Below are 17,269 nucleotides of genomic sequence, written 5' to 3' on the forward strand. Positions count from 1 at the left end.
GCTAGGCGCCCGCGCAGCGTTTGAGGGCGTTGGCGATGGAGTCGACAGGGGTGGACGCGTCGATCGCGGCCTGGATCCGGCGGGCCGCGGCACGGTAGCGATCGTCGTCGCGGACGCGGTCCACCGCGGCGCGGATCGCGTCGGCCGACGGCGCGAAGGTGCCCAGGTCGACGCCGACACCGCTGTAGTCGACGCGTGCGGCGACCTCGGCCTTGTCCGACGTCTCACCGGCGACGATCAGGGGCACACCGTGCGCGAGTGCGTACTGCACGCCCCCGTAGCCGCCGTTCGTGACCATCACGTCGACGTGGGGCAGCAGTGCGGAGTATGGAATCCATTCCGCCACATGGACATTCGCAGGAGTTTCACGTTCAATACGCTGGCCGGACCGACCACCGGTGGTCGCGACGACGAGGATGTCGTCGCGCCCGCCGAGGGCGTCGAAGGTCGGCACGAGCAGTTGGTTCAGGTCGGCGTTGTCGAAGGTGCCCTGGGTGACGTGGACGACGGTCCGGTCGCCACGAGTCACTTCGGGCCACCAGGACGGCGGCACGAATTGCCCGGCGGCAGCAGGTAACACCGGCCCCACGAATTCCACCGTGGACGGCAGGTCGGAGCGCGGGTACTCGAACTCCTGCACCGACAGTTGCAGCACCGCATCGGCGAGGCGGGGCCAGTCGCTGATGAACACCGGAGATCGGCCTGACCCGGCACGGCGGAGCGCGGCGTCGAACCGCCGCTGACTGGATCGCATGATCACCCGGTGCGCGACCGTGGTCATCGGGCGGTAGTCGACGCCCGGCTCGGGCTGCCAGGCCATCCCGAACGGGGGCGTGTCGGCGCTCGACAGCGTCAGCGGACCCACGCCGCACACCACGACCGGTGGCCGCGGCGGGTCCTGCAGCAGAACGGGAACCAGACCGGTGAACGTGATGTCGGCGACCACCGCGTCGAAACGCCTGTCATGGAGCAGTGCGCGGACCGAATCAGCTTCTGCGGCAAGCGGTTCAGCGAACACATCTGCCAGTTCGGCCCGCCCCAGCCAGAACCGGCGCGCCGCCGCAGGCAGACTGCGCAGCCATCGCGGCGCGGCCGCGGGTGGGTCGATCACCACGCTGTCGGGCAGACACCGCAGCGTCAACCCCGCGTTCTCGACGAGGGCACCGAACTCCGCCCCGGTCAACACCGTCACGTCGTGCCCGAGCTTCTGCAGTCCCGCGCCCAGGTCCACCATCGGCATGACATGGCCACGGATGGGGCTCACCGCGAGCAGATATCGCGCCACACCTATTCCTTTGCCGCAACGGAGCATGCGCTCCTCGACCAGTGGCGCATACCCGCGAAACTACCCGAGACCGCCTGGCCCGCGCCGCCACCCACCATCGACCCTAGATGACCCGTCATACATATGTCACAACCGGTTTCGCAGCGCTCTCACACACCCCCGGCAGCGCCACGACCACGTCAAATGCTGCTGACACCTGCCGTTCACGCGCCGAACAAGACTGTGGCGCTTGTGAACTGACGAGGTAACACTGATCCCATGTCGATGGGATCGCGCGCGTGGTGAGATGGAACGGCGCGCGGTCACCAGGCGAGGATCCGGACAGACGGGGGTGCGCATGCTTAAACGACCCGGTTTTGGGTATCTACCCGCACCGATGACACCCGGTGCGCACCCCACGGTCGAGGACGATCGGCCGGGGACAGTTGACGGCTTCGCCGCGCGGCCTTCGGCCGCCGTGGCAACCGCCCGCGACGACCTGACGTGGCACGCCGGGGTCCGCGATCGCGTGTTGCGCGCGGTCGACGAATTCATCGACCTGGTGTGCGCCGACTCGTTGTCCGAAGGCCCGGTGGACATCGCCGAGACCGTGCTGCGCTCTTTGCTCGCCGAGGGCAAGTGTCTGCGTTCGACGTTCCTCTACGTCGGGTGGCGCTGCGGCGCCGCCGACTCCGACGCCGCCATCCGCGCGGCGGCGAGCCTTGAGTTCCTGCACGCGTTCGCGCTGATGCAGGACGACGTGATGGACGGGTCGCCGATGCGCCGCGGACGTCCCAGCGCGCACCGGGTGTTCGCGGGCTGGCATCACGGCCGCGGCCTGTCCGGTTCGTCCGCCCGGTTCGGTGAGTCCGCGGCGGTGCTGCTCGGCGACCTGTGTCTGGTGTGGGCCGAGCAGATGTTGCGCGACAGCGGCCTCGACGACGCGGCGCTGCGGCGGGCCTGGCCGCGCTACGACACGATGCGCACCGAACTCGCGGTCGGGCAGTTCGCCGACCTGGTCAACGACAGCGCCGGATTCCCTTCCCTGGACGAGGTGCTGGACGTGGCACGGCGCAAGTCGGGCAACTACACCGTGCGACGGCCACTGGAGATCGGCGCGGTGCTGGCGGGATGCCCGGAGCGGCACCTGGCGGCGCTCGGAACCTACGGCAGTGCGGTCGGCGAGGCATTCCAGATGCGCGACGACCTGCTCGGGGTGTTCGGGGCTCCGGAGATCACGGGCAAGCCCGCCGGTGACGACCTCGCCGCGCGCAAGGCCACGACCGTGGTCGCCGCGTCCTATCAATTGGCCACCGACGCCCAGCGCCGCAGGCTGCGCGCGTTCATGACCGCCGGGCATCTGACCCCGGCCGACATCACCCACTGGCAGGGCCTCATCGCCGAGGTCGGCACCATCGAATGGATTGAAGAGTTGATCGAACGACGCCTGAACTGGGCGATGGACACCCTCGATATCGCCGGTCTGGACGGTGACGCGCACGCCGCGCTGACCGCGATGGCCGCCGCCTGCGCGAGGCGGTTGGCGTGATGAGGTCGATCCCGGGATCCACCGACCACGTCGTGGTCGTCGGCGCTGGGCTGGCCGGTCTGTCGGCCGCGCTGCACCTGGCCGGGCGGGGCCGGCAGGTGACCGTCGTCGAACGCGGTGCCCACCCCGGCGGGCGGATGGGCCGCGCCGATGTGTCGGGCTACCGGCTCGACACCGGCCCGACCGTGCTGACCATGCCCGACATCATCGACGAGACGTTCGCCGCCGTCGGGGAGTCGACCGCCGACCGGTTGACGCTCGACCGGGTAGAGCCGGCCTACCGTGCGTCGTTCGCCGACGGCTCCAGCCTGGACGTCCACACCGACGCCGCGGCGATGACCGCCGAGATCGAGCGTTTCGCCGGTCCCGACGAGGCCGCCGGCTATGCGCGGCTGCGGCAGTGGCTGGGCCGGCTGTACGAGTTGGAGTTCGACGGCTTCATCTCCGCCAACTTCGATTCCCCGCTGTCGCTGCTGACCCCGCAGTTGGCGCGGCTGGCCGCCATCGGCGGCTTCCGCCGGTGGGAGCCGATGGTGCGACGCTTCATCACCGACGAGCGGTTGTTGCGGGTCTTCACCTTTCAGGCGCTCTACGTCGGGGTGCCGCCCCGTCGCGCGCTGGCCGCATACGCGGTCATCGCGTACATGGACACCGTCTCCGGTGTGTACTTCCCGCGCGGCGGCATGCGCGCGGTGCCGGATGCGATGGCCGCCGCCGCCGCCGACGCGGGCGTCGAGTTCCGGTACAACGCCGGTGTCTGCGCGCTGGATCGGGTCGGTTCGCGCGTGACGGCGGTGCGCACCGACACCGGTGAGCGGATTCCCGCCGACGCGGTGGTCCTGACCACCGAGCTGCCCGACACCTATCGGCTGCTCGGCCGCACCCCGCGACGGCTGCTGCCGCTGCGGCCGGCGCCGTCGGCGGTCGTCGCGCAGTTCGGCGCGAAGGCCCCGCAGACCACGGCAGATCAGTCGCATCACACCATCCTGTTCGGCGGCGAGTGGGAGCGCACGTTCGACGAGATCATCGACCAGGGCACAGCGATGGCCGATCCGTCGCTGCTGGTCACCCGGCCCGCACTCGGCGATCCGACGCTCGCACCCCCGGGCAGGGACCTGCTGTACGTGCTGGCTCCGGCACCGAACACCGCTGTGGGACACCGGGACTGGGATGCCGACCGGGAGCGCTACACCGCTCACATGCTCGACACCGTCACCGCGCGCCTGCCTCATGTCGGCGAGGACGCGGAATTGCTGCACGTGGTCACCCCGCAGGACTGGGCGCGCCAGGGTATGGCGGCGGGCACGCCGTTCGCGTTGTCGCACACGTTCGCCCAGACCGGGCCGTTCCGGCCCGCCAACACGCTCCGCGGCATCGACAACGCGGTGCTTGCCGGGTCATCCACCGTGCCTGGCGTCGGCATCCCCACCGCCATCGTCTCGGGCCGTCTGGCCGCCGACCGGGTCACCGGGGTCGGGAGCCGAACACAACCACGAATAGTCACGCAATGATTGGGGCACAACGATGATCGGCTCAGAGCTGGACGCCGCGGGCGTGCGGGACGTGAATCTGCGGCGGGCCTACCGGGAGTGCCGGAAACTCAACGCCCACCACGGCAAGACGTTCTTCCTCGCCACCAGGCTGCTGACGCCGGCGCAGCGGCCCGCGGTGCACGCCCTGTACGGCTTCGCCAGACGCGCCGACGACGTGCTCGACGGTTTCGACGACCGTACGGTCGCCGACCGCGCCGACGAACTGCAGGGGCTGGCGACCGCACTGTTCACCCGACTGGTCGAGAAACGGCATTGCGGCGACGATCCCGTCCTGGACGCGGTGGTCGACACCGCCAGCCACTACCGGATCGACTGGCAGCTGTTCGACGACTTCCTGGCCTCGATGCGGATGGACCTGGCCGTCACCGACTACCCGGACCGCGCCGCGCTGGACCGGTACATGTACGGCTCCGCCGAGGTGATCGGCCTGCAGATGCTTCCGGTGCTGGGAACGGTGGTGCCCCGCGAGGAAGCCGCGCCGTACGCGGCGGCGCTCGGCAAGGCGTTCCAGCTCACCAACTTCCTGCGGGACATCGACGAAGACCTCAGCCGCGGCAGGGTCTACCTTCCGGCCGACGAACTGGCCGCCCACGGTGTCGATCGCGAGGTGCTGTCCTGGTGTCAGCGCAATCGCCGCACCGACCCGAGGCTGCGTGCGGCGCTCGTCGAACAGCACGCCCTGACCCGGCGCGTCTACCAGCAGGCCGAGCCCGGCGTCGCGATGCTGCACCCGCGGTCGCGGCCGTGTGTGGCGGCCGCGCTGACGCTGTACTCGGAGATCCTCGACCGGATCGAGGAAATGGACTTCGCGGTGTTCGCGCAGCGCGCCACCGTGCCGACGGGGCGCCGGCTGCGGGTCGCCTCCGTCGGACTGGCCCGCGCGCTCACCGCACGTCTGCGGCACCGGGAGGCTTGACATCGACAAGTACCAGTACCTGCTGTTGATGCTCGGCTGCCTGGCCATCACCGCACCACTGGAGGCCTTCGGGTCCGGGGTGTACCGGCAGCCCCGCCGCACCGCGGCCGCGATCATCCCGGTCGCGGTCGTCTTCGTCGTGTGGGATCTGCTCGCGATCCTCGCCGACGTGTGGGACTACAACCCGCGCTACATCACCGGACTGCACATCGGGGTGTTCCCGATCGAGGAGTTGATGTTCTTCATCGTGATCCCGCTGTGCGCGCTGTTGACCTTCTCGGCGGTCAGCACGATCCTCGGCTTCCTGGCCAAGCATCGGTCCCGGCGCAAGGTCAGCCGGTGAGCGGCCTCGGCTATACGGTGCCCGCCGTCCTGGCCGTGGTCGTCGTCGTGGTGTGGGAATTGCGGTTTCTGCGTACCGGCCTGTTCCGGTCCGCCGCATACTGGATCTCGATGGCGATCGTGACCTTTTTCCAGGTGCTGGTGGACGGCTGGCTGACCAAGCTGAGCGCCCCGATCGTGCTGTACGACGAATACCATTCGACCGGTATCCGGTTCCCGTGGGACATCCCGGTCGAGGACTTCCTGTTCGGTTGGGCGATGATCACCGCGGTGCTGCTGCTGTGGGTGCGCCGCGGTGCGGCGGACCGGCACGGAGCGCGCTGACATGCCCACCTACGACGTCCCCGACGCGTTCGACGCCGGCGCCGAGACCTACGACGGTCTGGTCGGATCCAATCCGGGATATCACCAGCACCTGCGGTTGTCGGCCCGCCGGATGCAGCTACCCGATCAGGGCCGCGGCCTGTCTCTTCTCGACATCGGCTGCGGCACAGGGGCTTCCACTGCTGCCCTGCTGCACGTCGCACCGCACGCCCAGATCCTGGGCGTCGACGGATCGGCCGGCATGCTCGCCTGCGCGCGCGACAAGGACTGGCCCGCGACGGTGTCGTTCGCCCACAGCCGTGTCGAGGACCTGGCCGCCGCCGGTGTCACCGGTCCGTTCGACGGCATCCTCGCGGCGTACCTGATCCGCAACGTGGACGACCGCGACGGTGTCCTGCAGTCCCTGCGCGCGCTGCTGCGCCCGGGTGGTGTGCTCGCGGCACACGAGTACTCGGTCCGCGACTCCGTGGCGGCCACCGCCGTCTGGAACCTGGTCAGCACCGCGATCATCATCCCGATCGGCCGGCTGCGCTCCGGCGACGCGGGGCTGTACCGGTACCTGCGGCGCAGCGTCAACGAGTTCGACGGGGCCGAGCAGTTCCGGGACCGACTGCGGCGCAACGGGTTCGTCGATGTCCACAGCGACACCATGCCGGGCTGGCAGCGCGGCGTCGTGCACACGTTCCTCGGGAGGGCACCTCAGTGAACGATCCCCGCCGCGTCCTGCATCCTGCCGCCCCGGGCCTGCCCGGCGCGGCCGACCTGGTGTCGCGGCCGACCGTCGCGGTCGTCGGCGGCGGCATCGCCGGGCTGGCCGCCGCCACCGCACTGGCCGAACGCGGTGTCGCGGTGCGACTCTACGAACGACAGCCCTATCTGGGTGGCCGGGTCGGCGGATGGCAGACGCAGCTGCCCGACGGCACGTCCGCCGCGATGAACCGCGGCTTCCACGCGTTCTTCCGCCAGTACTACAACCTGCGCGACCTGCTCCGCCGCGTCGACCCGACGCTGTCGATGCTGGGCCCGCTCGACGACTACCCCCTTGTCGACGCGCGCGGCAGGCGCGACACGTTCCGCGGACTGCCCCGCACGCCACCGTTCAACGCGATGGCGTTCGCGCTGCGCAGCCCCACCTTCCGGGTGCGGGACCTGATCCGCCTCGACGCCCGCGCGGCGGCACCGCTGGCCGCGGTGTCGGTGCCGGGCACCTATGACGAGCTCGACCACCAAGACGCCGAATCGTTCCTGCGCGACATCAACTTCCCCGATGCGGCCCGCCACCTGGCGTTCGAGGTGTTCTCCCGGAGCTTCTTCACCCGGCCGGCCAAACTGTCGGCCGCCGAACTGGCCACGATGTTCCACATCTACTTCCTCGGCTCCAGTGAGGGCCTGGTCTTCGATGTCGCGACGTCCAATTTCGATGCGGCGCTGTGGAATCCGCTGGGCAGCTACCTGGAGCGGCTCGGGGCGCGGGTGCAGACGGGTTCCTCGGTGCGCAGTGTCGAACCGACCGCGGACAACGCCTTCGTCGTCACCGACGACGCCGGCGAACAACTCCGCGCCGACGGTGTGGTGCTCGCCGCCGACGTGTCGGCGCTGCAGGCCATCGTCGCCGGATCCCCGGCCCTCGGGGACCCCGGCTGGCGGGGCCGGATCGGGCGTCTCGGCACCGCGGCGCCGTTCGTGGTGCAGCGCCTCTGGCTGGATCGCGCGGTGCGGTCAGACCGTCCGGCGTTCATGGGCACCGGTGGCCTGCCGCCGCTGGACAACATCAGCGTGCTGGAGCGCTACGAGCGCGAAGCCGCCGAATGGTGCTCGCGCACAGGCGGTTCAGTGGTCGAGTTGCACGCATACTCGGTCGACGAGGACACCCCGGCCCTGCGCGAGGCGTCGATCGCGCGGATGCACGCGCTCTACCCGGAGACGGCACAAGCCCGGATCGTGCACGAGGAGACGTTGTGCCGCAACGACTGTCCGCGACTGGCGCCGGGCGACTTCGCCGAACGGCCGTCGGTACACACCCCGCATCCCGGTCTCGCGCTCGCCGGTGACGGCATCCGCATCGATCTGCCGGTCGCACTGATGGAACGCGCCGCGACCACCGGCATCAGCGCCGCCAACACCCTGCTCGCTCATTTCGGGGTGAAGGGGCACGATATCTACACCGTTCCGGTGCGCGGCCGCTCCCCCGTGCTGCGGCACCTGGCCGGCCGTGTCGAAAGGCGGGTTCCCCGATGAGCGCTGTGGGCCGGTTCACCCGTTCGGTGAAGAAGGCCTGGCCTTTCGAGGTGCTTCCGCGCACCCCCTGGGCGCGGCAGACCCCGACGTACCGGCAGGCGTCCCCCCAGCTGATCTCCGCCGCGCTCGCCCGCTCCCAGGCCCGCCCCAGCGGCAACTGGTACGTCGTCGGGGCCAGCACCGACATCGGCGCGAAACCGTTCGGCGCCAACGTCGCCGGGGCCGAGCTGGTCTGCTGGCGCGACACCGGAGGCGAGGTGCGCATCGGCCCGGCCGGATGTCCGCATCTCGGGGCCGACCTGTGCACCGGCACCGTGGACCGCGGGCACCTCGTGTGCCCGTGGCACGGCCTGCGTCTGACCGGCCGGGCGCGCCCGGACTGGCCGTCGCTGCCCACGTTCGACGACGGGGTGCTGGTGTGGGCGCGACTGGACCGTGTCGGCGGCGAGGAACCGACCGACGCGCCGATCGTGCCGGCCCGGCCCGAGCCGCCCCGGCTGGCCGCGGTGACGACGCTGCGCGGCACGTGCGAGGCCGTCGACATCATCGCCAACAGGATGGACCCGTGGCACGGCGCCTGGTTTCACCCGTACTCGTTCACCCAGCTCGAAGTGCTCAGCGCCCCGGGCGAGGACACCGACATCCCGGAGGAACTCGACCGCTTTCTCGTCGCGGTGACGTTCCGCATCGGCCGGCTCGGCGTGCCGGTCATCGCCGAGTTCACCAGCCCCGAACCGCGGACACTCGTGATGCGGATCCTCGACGGGGAGGGTTCGGGCAGCGTGGTCGAAACCCACGCCGTGCCCAACGGTCACGGCCGGGACGGACTTCCGCGCGCCACCGTGGTCGAGGCCGTCGTCGCACACTCGGACCGGCCCGGTTTCGCACGGGCCATCCGGGTGGCGCCGCTGATCACCCCGTTCATGCGACACGCCGCGAACCGGCTGTGGCGCGACGACCTGGCCTACGCCGAACGGCTGAACATCGTGCGCGAGCAGAAGGCCGCGGGGACAGCCGAACTGCTCACACCGATGCGCGAGACCACTCGGGCAGACCGGCGGCCTCCAGCAGCGGCACCTGGCTCTGCGCCCACGGACTGATCGCCCACCCGAGCGCGGCAGCGGTCCGCACCTCGGCCCACTGCGCCCAGACCAGGTCCATCACCTCGTCGGGGGACGGCGCGACCGGGCCGTCGACGAGCGCACAGAACACCGGGCACACCTCGTTCTCGACGGTGCCGTCGGCGGCCTCGGCGCGGTAGCGGAAGTCAGGCAGCACGCACACCACGTCCCGCACCGCCGCGCCGAGTTCCTGCCGGGCGCGGCGGTGAACCGCGTCGACCATGGCCTCGCCGGGGGCGGGATGTCCGCAGAACGAATTCGTCCACACCCCGGGCCACGTCTTCTTGCCCAGCGCGCGGCGGGTCAGCAGCACCCGGCCGGAATCGTCGAACAGGTAGCAGGAGAAGGCCAGATGCAGCGGGGTGTCCCGGTGGTGAACCGAAGACTTCGCGGCACTGCCGACGCGGTTGCCGTCGTGGTCGAGCAGCACAACCAGTTCGTCACTCACGTGTCATTCCTACCCGCCGGACCGCCACGGAAACGGCCGTGCGCCCTTACGGAGTTGTGACCAGCGCGTCGACCGCGGCTGGGCCGAGCACGTTGTCCAGCACCATCATCGCGCTGCCCATGCTGCCGCTGCGGTCCCCGAGGTAGGCGGGCAGGATCTGCAGGTTCTTGGTCGCCAGCGTGGTGGCGTTGCCGTACAACGTCTCCCGCAGCCCGGCCACGAAGATGTCGTAGGCGCCGCAGATGTCGCCCCCCACCACCAGAGCCTCGGGGTTGAGCAGGTTGACCGCACCGGCGAGCACCTCGCCGACGTATCGTCCGCTGTCGCGGATCAACCTGCGGGCCAACGCATCTCCGGTGTGCGCCAGTGCGACCACCTCGCGCAGGTTGTGTACCGTCCTGCCTTCGTCGCGCAGCTCCTGCACCAGCGCCCAGCCCGCCGCCACGGTCTCCAGGCAGCCGACGTCACCGCACCGGCACGGCCGGTCCGCCGCGGCGGCCGTCTTGTTGTGGCCGAACTCCCCGGCGGCACGTTGGGCGCCGCGCTGCAGCATCCCGCCGCTGATGATGCCGGCGCCGAGACCGGTGGAGGCCTTGAGCACGAGCAGGTCTCCGAAGCCGCGACCGGCGCCCGCGCGCCACTCGGCCAGCGCGATCACGTTCGCGTCGTTACCGAGGATGACGGGTGCGGAGGTCAGCTCGCGGAAGTACGGGAACAGCGGCACGCCGTCCCATCCGCTGAGCACCGGGGTGTCGACGCTGCTGCCGCGTTTCTGGTCCACGGTGCCCGGCAGGCTCAGACCGATTCCGAAGACCTGCTCACCGCGATGCCGGGAGCCGACCAGCAGATCCTGCAGGCAGGCCACCACATCGGGCATCAGATCTTCTGGCCCGAAGCCGGGCTCCCGGTCGATGTCGGCGGCGCCGAGCACATCGCCCGCCAGATCGCACACCGCGAGCCGGGTCCGGCTACCGCCGACGGCCGCGGTCAGCACCACCCCGGCGGCGGCGTTGAACCGCAGCAGGGTCGCCGGCCTGCCTCCGCTGGACGGCGCCTGCGCGTCTTCGACGACCAGCCCCCGGGCGGTGAGTTCTCTCACCCGGGCGGTCACCGCGGTCCTGGACAAACCGGTGAGTTTGCCGAGCTCTGCGCGCGTCGCCCCCCGCTTATCCCTGATCAGGGCGTACAGCTCCCCCACAGTGGTTGCTGCTGACGTCCGGAAGAGCGGCACGCACCGAGCGTAGCCTCAGCCACTTATGTCTTTCAAGTGCAAAAGTATCGTTGATAAGTACCTTAATCCCGACTACGGTTGCCCTATGAAGGAACCCAGATCGCTGCTCGACGTCGCACCCGTGATGCCGTTGCTGCGTATCCACGACGCGGGGCAGGCCGCCGATGTGGTTCCTGTCGCTCGCGCCATCACGGCCGCGGGGCTTCCGATGGTCCACATCGCGCTGGACGGACCGCACGCCCTCACCGCGATCGAACGCCTGGCCACCGACGCATCCGACGTCATCGTCGGTGCCGGCGAGCTGACCGACGCGGCGCAGCCCGCGCTCGCCCGCGCGGCGGGGGCCGAATTCCTCGTCGCCGCCGACGGGACCCCCGAACTGTGCGCGGCGATGCGGGCTTCCGAACTGCCGCACCTTCCCGGCGTCCGCACCGATCTCGACGTGGCCCGTCTGCTCGACGACGGCTACACCGACATGGTGCTGACCGGTGGCCGCCGCGTACTCAAGTCGCTGGCCTCGTTCGCCCCCTCGGCGCGGTTCGCCGTCGCGGGCGCCGCCGCCGCCGACGTCGCCGGCCATCTCGCCGCACCGAACGTGCGGTGTGTGGTCGCCGACTGGCTCGCACCGGACGCGGCGGTACAGCAGCGCGACTGGGACCGCGTCCGGCGTCTGGCCGCCGTCGCGCTGACCCTCGGCTCACCGTCCGTCGCGGCCGTCCGGGCACTGTGACGGTGACGGTCGACCGCACCTCCGGGCCGCCTTCGGTGGTGGCCCCCGACCCCGTCGTGCGCTGGCTGGCCGTGGTCGCACTCGCGCTGGGCGGCTTCGGGATCGGCACCACCGAGTTCGTCGCGATGGGCCTGCTCCCCGACATCGCACACAGCCTCGGCGTCTCCGAACCGACTGCCGGCCATGTCATCTCGGCCTACGCGCTGGGAGTGGTGGTCGGCGCACCGCTGATCGCTTCGGTCACGGCACGGATGGGACGGCGCAAGCTGCTGCTGGCGCTGATGGTGGTGTTCACACTCGGCAACCTCGCGAGCATGCTGGCACCGACCTACGGGACGCTGATCGCCGCGCGTTTCCTCGCCGGCCTGCCGCACGGCGCGTATTTCGGTGTGGCCGCTCTGGTCGCCGCCCATCTGATGGGGCCGCAGCACCGGGCGAAAGCGGTCGCCTACGTGTTGACCGGTCTGACGGTCGCCACCGTGCTCGGCGTGCCGGTGGCGTCGTGGCTCGGCCAATCCCTGGGCTGGCGAGCCGCTTTCGGTCTCGTCGTCGCGGTCGGGGTGCTGACGCTGGCGGCGTTGTGGTTCTGGCTGCCGTTCCAGCTGCGTTTCATGCAGACCACCAGCCCGATCGCCGAGCTCGGCGCACTGCGCCGCTATCAGGTGTGGCTGGCACTGTTCGTCGGCATGATCGGTTTCGGCGGAATGTTCGCCGTGTACACCTACATCTCCACCACGATGACCGACGTCGCGGGCCTGCCACGCGGCCTGATCCCGGTGGCGCTCATGGTGTTCGGGATCGGCATGTTCTTCGGCAACCTGGTGGGCGGACGACTCGCGGACCGCTCTGTGGTGCGCGCACTGTACCTGTCGATGGGATCCCTGTGCGTGATGCTGGCGCTGTTCGTGGTCGCGTCCCGAAACCCCTGGACCGCACTGATCGTGTTGTTCGGGATCGGCCTGACCGGCTCGGCGGTCGGGCCCGCGCTGCAGACCCGGCTGATGGATGTCGCGCGCGACGCCCAGACGCTGGCCGCCGCGCTGAACCATTCGGCGCTCAACATCGGCAACGCGACGGGGGCCTGGGTCGGCGGTCTGGTGATCGCCGCGGGCTACGGCTACAGCGCGCCGGCGGCCGCGGGGTCGCTGCTCGCGCTGGTCGGTCTGGTGATCCTGACGGGGTCGGTGCTGCTGCAGAAACGGTCTAGCGCCGCGACAACCGGATGATCGGCAGCTCCCGGTCGGTCTTGGCCTGGTAACCGGCGAACAGTTTCGACTCGTCGGAGATCCGGCGCCACGCGCGCTCGCGCTCGTCACCGTGCAACTGCTCGGCGACCACGTCGTGGGTCTGACCGTCGAACTCGATGCGCACTCGGTCCGGATGGGCGGCCAGGTTGTAGTACCACGCGGGGTTTCTCGCTGCGCCGGCCGCGGACGCGACGATCAGCCATGTCCCGCCCGGCTCGGCGAAATACGTGACCGGAGTGCTGCGTTCGGTTCCGCTCCGGCGTCCGACCGTGGTCAGCACCAGAGCACGGGTCCCTTCGAAGAACTTCTTGCCGGCCCTCGCCCGCCTGGCCGCCCACCGGTTGATCAGGCGAGGCAGGAAACCGCCGCCGGGCTGGCGAGCGCCGCGCGTGCCGTTGGTGGTGGAGAAGCTCACGCACGCATTCTGCCCGCGTTACCGTGCGATTAATCAGGAGTCCATCCGGGCACTCAGCAGCATGGCGTTCAAACTCACATATTCCGATGGTCAGGAGTCCGAGCACGACGACGACACCGTGTGGGAGATCGACGACGGTGTTCTCATGCTGGGCCGCGAGAAAGACAAGTGGTCGGTGTACCTGTCGCCCAGCCACTGGGCCGTGCTCGAAGTCGGTGCCTCAAAGCCGAAGGACAAGAACTCGGACGACGACGACTCAGAGGACGACTCGGACGACAAGAAGTCCGACGAGAAGTCCGACGAGGACAAGAAAGAGGACGACAAAGAGGACGACAAAGAGGACGAGGACAAGAAGAAGGATTCCTCGGACGACTGACGTCCCCGCCGGGCGCTACAGTCGGAAATCTCCGCAGCCGTTCCACGCGGACGCGACGAAGGGATGACCGATGGGTGACACCGATTCCTCCGACGACTTCGCCGGGCGTCATCTGGCGTCGTATCTGGAATCGGGCGGCGCTCGCGGTCATATCCTCGACCTCTCGGCCGTCGGCGGTCGTGCGTTCACCACGCACTGCCTGCTCCGTTCCCGAGGCAGGCGATCCGGCAACCCGTACGTGACGCCGTTGATCTACGGGAACTTCGGCGGCGAGATCGTGATCGTCGCGTCGAAGGGCGGCGCCGACAGCCATCCTGACTGGTATCACAACATCCGCGCGAGCTCGACCGTCGACGTGCAGGTGGCGACCGAGGCCTTCGAAGCGGCGTGGCGGGAGCCCGACGACGAGGAACGCCATGACGTCTGGGAATACATGACGCACCTCTATCCGCCCTACATCGCCTATCAGCAGTCGACGAGTCGCCGAATCCCGTTGGTGATGCTCGCCATCGGCAAGCCGATCGACGTCTTCACCGCCTGACCCTCTCGTGGCCGTCACCCTCGCCGAGTTGGCGATCGCCGACTCCGCAGACGCCTGGACACAGGCCGGGTTCACCACCGACGCCGACGTGTGCCGGGTCGGAAGCGTCGGGCTCCGGCTGGGTGCCGAGGGCAGGGGTATCGCCGGCTGGGCGTTGGCCGGGCTGGAGTCGGACGGCGTCTGCGACATCGACGGTGTACCGACCACGTCCGCGGCGACGATCGCCACCGGTCCGGTCGCGCACCCGAACGGTGTCATCGCGATCGATCACGTCGTGCTGTTGTCGCCGAATCTCGGCCGGACCGTCGAGGCGTTCGCCGCGATAGGTGTGGCCCCGCGCCGCGAGCGCGACGCCGAACTCGGCGGGCGTGCGGTCAGGCAGATCTTCTTCCGGCTCGGGGAGGTGATCCTCGAGGTTGTCGGCGCGCCGGGCGACGCCGGAGCAGGCCCGTCGACGCTGTGGGGTGTCACGTTCACCGTGGCCGACGTCGATGCCACCGCGGCGTTCCTCGGTGAGCACACCACCCCGGTCAAGGATGCCGTGCAACCGGGCCGACGGATCACCACGCTGCGGCACCGGGAGGTCGGCATGTCGGTGCCGACAGCATTCATCTCGGCGAGTCGATGAGCGCCCCCGCCAGGGGCACGCCTATCCTCGGCGGGTGACCGACACCGCCGCGCCCAGCCCCACCGAGGACGTCGTGGTCATCCATACCGACGGCGGTTGCCGGCCCAACCCCGGCCCTGGCGGCTGGGGTGCGGTGCTGAGGCACCGCCACCACGTCCGGGAGATGTTCGGCGGCGAACCGGAGCAGACGAGTAACAACCGGATGGAACTGACCGCGCCGATCATGGCGCTGGAGGCGTTGACCCGGCCGGTGTCGGTGCACCTGTACACCGACAGCACCTACGTCCGTAACGGCATCACCCAATGGGTGCTCGGCTGGGAGCGCAACGGATGGCTGACCGCCGCCAAGCAGCCGGTGAAGAACGCTGATCTGTGGCGCAGATTGCGGACCGCCTGCGCGCAGCACCGGGTCGAATGGTTCTGGGTGAAGGGACATTCCGGCATCGCCGACAACGAGCTGGCCGACGTGCTGGCGACGCGCGGATTGCAGGAAGCACTCGCCGCGTCCGTGTGAGTACCGGTCAGCCTTTGAGCTGTTCCGCCAACACGTACTGACCGGTCGGTGGCGCCACGTCGACCGTGATTCACCACGCGCCTTTGCGGAGAGAACAAGGAATGTTGGCCCGCAACGCAGATCGAAGACTGCCTGCATGCCGCAGTTGATCGGCTTGCCTGCACGCCGCGGCGTGCCGCATCCACCGGACGCCATGGTCGTCAGCGGCGCGGCAACGGGCCGGCGGTCAGGCCGCGTGGTCTTCGGGTGGTGCAGGGCCGCCGGGTTCGCCGGGGCTCGTATCGCGGTCCTCGGGTTCGGTTGCCGCGCTGTCGGTTTGACTCGGGCTTTCGGGTTCCTCGGGTGGCCGCAGTAGCCGTTCGGGGCGGTGGTAGGTGTTGACGCGGGCCTGGCCAGTGTCGAGGTGCTCCGGTGGGATCCATTCGACCTCACCACGGGTGTTCATCCGGGTGGTCCAGGCGGTGGGATCCTCGTTGTTGACGCTGCGGTTGTCCGGTGGGCAGGCCAGGCCGAGGTCGTCGATGTTGGTCAGACCGCCGCGGGCCCAGTCGCTGACGACGTGATGAACCTGGGCGCCGTAGGCGCCGACGGGGCAGCACGGCTTGGTACAACCGCCGTCGCGGGCGATCAACATGATCCGCTGTTCTGGCGAGGCGATGCGTTTGGTGCGGAACAGATCCAGCGCCGACCCGGTGGCCTTGTCGAACACGGCGAGGTAGTGGTTGGCGTGCGAACCCATCCGGATCACGTCCTTGATGGGCATCCTGGTGCCACCGCCGGTGGTGCCGACCCCGGCACGCGATTCCAGGTCTTGCAGTGTGGTGCGGATGATGATCGACACCGGCAGCCCGTTGAGTTGGCCGAGTTCCCCGCTCATCAACGCGATCCGCCCGACCGCGATCAGCGCATCATGCTGGCGCTGCGCCAGGCTGCGGTCATCGCCGTCGATCTGCGCCTGACTTGGGGTGCCTGACGTGCAGGGTTGCGGATCGGCGGGATTGCACATACCCGGGGCGGCGTACTTGGCGAAGATCGCCTCCCAGACTGCGCGGGCTTCCGGGGTGAGGTGTCCGGTGATCGCGCTCATCGCATCGACGCCTTGGTTACCGAGCGAGACCCCGCGGCGGCGGGCGCGTTCGGTGTCATCGGGTTCGGGGCCGTCCTGATCCAACAGAAACAAGGTCAGCTCGGCGGCGTCCTTCACCTCCTTCGGCCCGACCCCGACCGCGGTACGCACCAGGTCGACCTCGAACTGCTCGCGGGTGGTCACATCGACCCAGGTGGGTAGTTTGTCGACCGCTTTGCGGATCACCTCGACGTGCTCGGGATTGATCAGTCCCCGCGACTGGGCGACCGCGGTGGCGGGTAGCAGCGGCGGCAACGCCGGCCCGGTGACCGAGGGCCGCGGCGCCAACAGGGAAGCTTCAGTCAACCGCCGGTTGGCTTCACTCGTCGAGATGCGCCACCGGATCCGCAGCACGTCTTTCCAGGATTTCGCGCCCATTTCCCGGGCGGTGGTTTCGGTCTGCAGCCGCGCCAACAATCGATGACCGATCCCGGGAAGCTGACAACCCAGAGCTTCCAACTCGTCCATGACCTCGACGAGCTCGTCGCGGGTCAGCAGGTCGAGATCACAGGCGGCGACGGTGTCGAAGGCGGCGCGCAGCGCGCCGACCGCGTCCCGCAACTCCGCCCTCGACATAATTCGAACATACGTGCGACCACCGACAAATCCGGGCCGGGTCCGCCGAGTCTGAAGAAGATGCCCACATGCGGCCGGCGGGTTCAAGGGGTGTTTGCAACAGTCTCTGCTTGAGAGGCTGTTATGCGTC

19 protein-coding genes are annotated in these 17,269 nt (G+C 69.5%); 14 read left to right on the forward strand and 5 right to left on the reverse strand.

What is annotated here, in order from left to right; genetic code table 11:
• Position 1: 1 nt before the first annotated feature.
• A complete protein-coding gene (locus tag BST38_RS24730; protein ID WP_181792077.1) occupies positions 2–1,285 on the reverse strand; it encodes a glycosyltransferase in 1,284 nt (427 codons plus the stop codon).
• Between the two features lie 376 nt (positions 1,286–1,661).
• Between BST38_RS24730 and BST38_RS24735 the strand changes: the two genes are divergently transcribed.
• The 8 genes from BST38_RS24735 to BST38_RS24770 are packed head-to-tail and all read left to right on the forward strand — an operon-like array spanning position 1,662 to position 9,286.
• On the forward strand, positions 1,662–2,813 hold the full coding sequence (locus BST38_RS24735) for a polyprenyl synthetase family protein (protein WP_083146131.1): 1,152 nt from the start codon (positions 1,662–1,664) through the stop codon (positions 2,811–2,813).
• Positions 2,813–4,324: a phytoene desaturase family protein gene (gene crtI / locus BST38_RS24740; protein WP_083146158.1), complete on the forward strand. Its 1,512-nt coding sequence runs from the start codon at positions 2,813–2,815 to the stop codon at positions 4,322–4,324. The genes BST38_RS24735 and crtI overlap by 1 nt, the downstream gene beginning before the upstream one ends.
• A 13-nt stretch (positions 4,325–4,337) precedes the next feature.
• Positions 4,338–5,282: a phytoene/squalene synthase family protein gene (locus BST38_RS24745; protein ID WP_083146132.1), complete on the forward strand. Its 945-nt coding sequence runs from the start codon at positions 4,338–4,340 to the stop codon at positions 5,280–5,282.
• A 1-nt stretch (position 5,283) separates the two neighbouring features.
• Complete coding sequence (locus BST38_RS24750; protein ID WP_083146133.1) at positions 5,284–5,625, forward strand: lycopene cyclase domain-containing protein; 342 nt, start codon at positions 5,284–5,286, stop codon at positions 5,623–5,625.
• Positions 5,622–5,948, forward strand: coding sequence for a lycopene cyclase domain-containing protein (locus tag BST38_RS24755; protein ID WP_083146134.1), 327 nt, complete (start codon positions 5,622–5,624; stop codon positions 5,946–5,948). Before BST38_RS24750 ends, BST38_RS24755 begins: the two co-directional genes overlap by 4 nt.
• A 1-nt stretch (position 5,949) precedes the next feature.
• Positions 5,950–6,654 carry a class I SAM-dependent methyltransferase gene (locus BST38_RS24760; RefSeq protein WP_083146159.1) on the forward strand — a complete coding sequence of 235 codons (705 nt, stop codon included), beginning with the start codon at positions 5,950–5,952 and terminating at the stop codon, positions 6,652–6,654.
• Entirely contained in the window at positions 6,651–8,186 is a 1,536-nt protein-coding gene (locus BST38_RS24765) for an FAD-dependent oxidoreductase (protein ID WP_083146135.1), read from the forward strand. Before BST38_RS24760 ends, BST38_RS24765 begins: the two co-directional genes overlap by 4 nt.
• Complete coding sequence (locus BST38_RS24770) at positions 8,183–9,286, forward strand: Rieske (2Fe-2S) protein (protein WP_083146136.1); 1,104 nt, start codon at positions 8,183–8,185, stop codon at positions 9,284–9,286. Before BST38_RS24765 ends, BST38_RS24770 begins: the two co-directional genes overlap by 4 nt.
• Here BST38_RS24770 and idi read toward each other — a convergent pair.
• Together idi and BST38_RS24780 are read right to left on the reverse strand one after the other, a co-directional pair.
• On the reverse strand, positions 9,210–9,755 hold the full coding sequence (idi, locus tag BST38_RS24775) for an isopentenyl-diphosphate Delta-isomerase (RefSeq protein WP_083146137.1): 546 nt from the start codon (positions 9,753–9,755) through the stop codon (positions 9,210–9,212). The two genes, BST38_RS24770 and idi, sit on opposite strands and share 77 nt — an antisense overlap.
• 46 nt (positions 9,756–9,801) lie before the next feature.
• Positions 9,802–10,986, reverse strand: a complete 1,185-nt coding sequence (locus tag BST38_RS24780) for an ROK family transcriptional regulator (RefSeq protein WP_083146138.1) — start codon at positions 10,984–10,986, stop codon at positions 9,802–9,804.
• 85 nt (positions 10,987–11,071) lie between these two features.
• Between BST38_RS24780 and BST38_RS24785 the strand changes: the two genes are divergently transcribed.
• Positions 11,072–11,716: a ketohydroxyglutarate aldolase gene (locus tag BST38_RS24785; RefSeq protein WP_083146139.1), complete on the forward strand. Its 645-nt coding sequence runs from the start codon at positions 11,072–11,074 to the stop codon at positions 11,714–11,716.
• Positions 11,713–12,942 carry an MFS transporter gene (locus BST38_RS24790; protein ID WP_083146140.1) on the forward strand — a complete coding sequence of 410 codons (1,230 nt, stop codon included), beginning with the start codon at positions 11,713–11,715 and terminating at the stop codon, positions 12,940–12,942. Before BST38_RS24785 ends, BST38_RS24790 begins: the two co-directional genes overlap by 4 nt.
• Here the strand turns inward: BST38_RS24790 and BST38_RS24795 are convergent.
• Positions 12,920–13,378, reverse strand: a complete 459-nt coding sequence (locus BST38_RS24795; RefSeq protein ID WP_083146141.1) for a nitroreductase/quinone reductase family protein — start codon at positions 13,376–13,378, stop codon at positions 12,920–12,922. The two genes, BST38_RS24790 and BST38_RS24795, sit on opposite strands and share 23 nt — an antisense overlap.
• Before the next feature lie 61 nt (positions 13,379–13,439).
• Here BST38_RS24795 and BST38_RS24800 point away from each other — a divergent pair, with 61 nt between their 5' ends.
• From BST38_RS24800 to rnhA, 4 genes are all read left to right on the forward strand, one after another.
• Positions 13,440–13,754 carry a hypothetical protein gene (locus BST38_RS24800; protein ID WP_083146142.1) on the forward strand — a complete coding sequence of 105 codons (315 nt, stop codon included), beginning with the start codon at positions 13,440–13,442 and terminating at the stop codon, positions 13,752–13,754.
• A 70-nt stretch (positions 13,755–13,824) separates the two neighbouring features.
• Positions 13,825–14,295 carry a nitroreductase/quinone reductase family protein gene (locus tag BST38_RS24805; protein WP_083146143.1) on the forward strand — a complete coding sequence of 157 codons (471 nt, stop codon included), beginning with the start codon at positions 13,825–13,827 and terminating at the stop codon, positions 14,293–14,295.
• Between the two features lie 7 nt (positions 14,296–14,302).
• A complete protein-coding gene (locus BST38_RS24810) occupies positions 14,303–14,923 on the forward strand; it encodes a VOC family protein (RefSeq protein ID WP_083146144.1) in 621 nt (206 codons plus the stop codon).
• A gap of 34 nt (positions 14,924–14,957) precedes the next feature.
• Positions 14,958–15,437, forward strand: coding sequence for a ribonuclease HI (gene rnhA, locus BST38_RS24815; RefSeq protein ID WP_083146145.1), 480 nt, complete (start codon positions 14,958–14,960; stop codon positions 15,435–15,437).
• A gap of 226 nt (positions 15,438–15,663) precedes the next feature.
• Here the strand turns inward: rnhA and BST38_RS24820 are convergent, their stop codons facing one another.
• Positions 15,664–17,139 (reverse strand): HNH endonuclease signature motif containing protein, encoded by a 1,476-nt coding sequence (locus BST38_RS24820; protein WP_083146146.1) that lies wholly within the window; start codon positions 17,137–17,139, stop codon positions 15,664–15,666.
• Positions 17,140–17,269 lie beyond the last annotated feature (130 nt).

It is taken from the genome of Mycolicibacterium parafortuitum (genome assembly GCF_002086815.1).
GTDB lineage: Bacteria > Actinomycetota > Actinomycetes > Mycobacteriales > Mycobacteriaceae > Mycobacterium > Mycobacterium parafortuitum.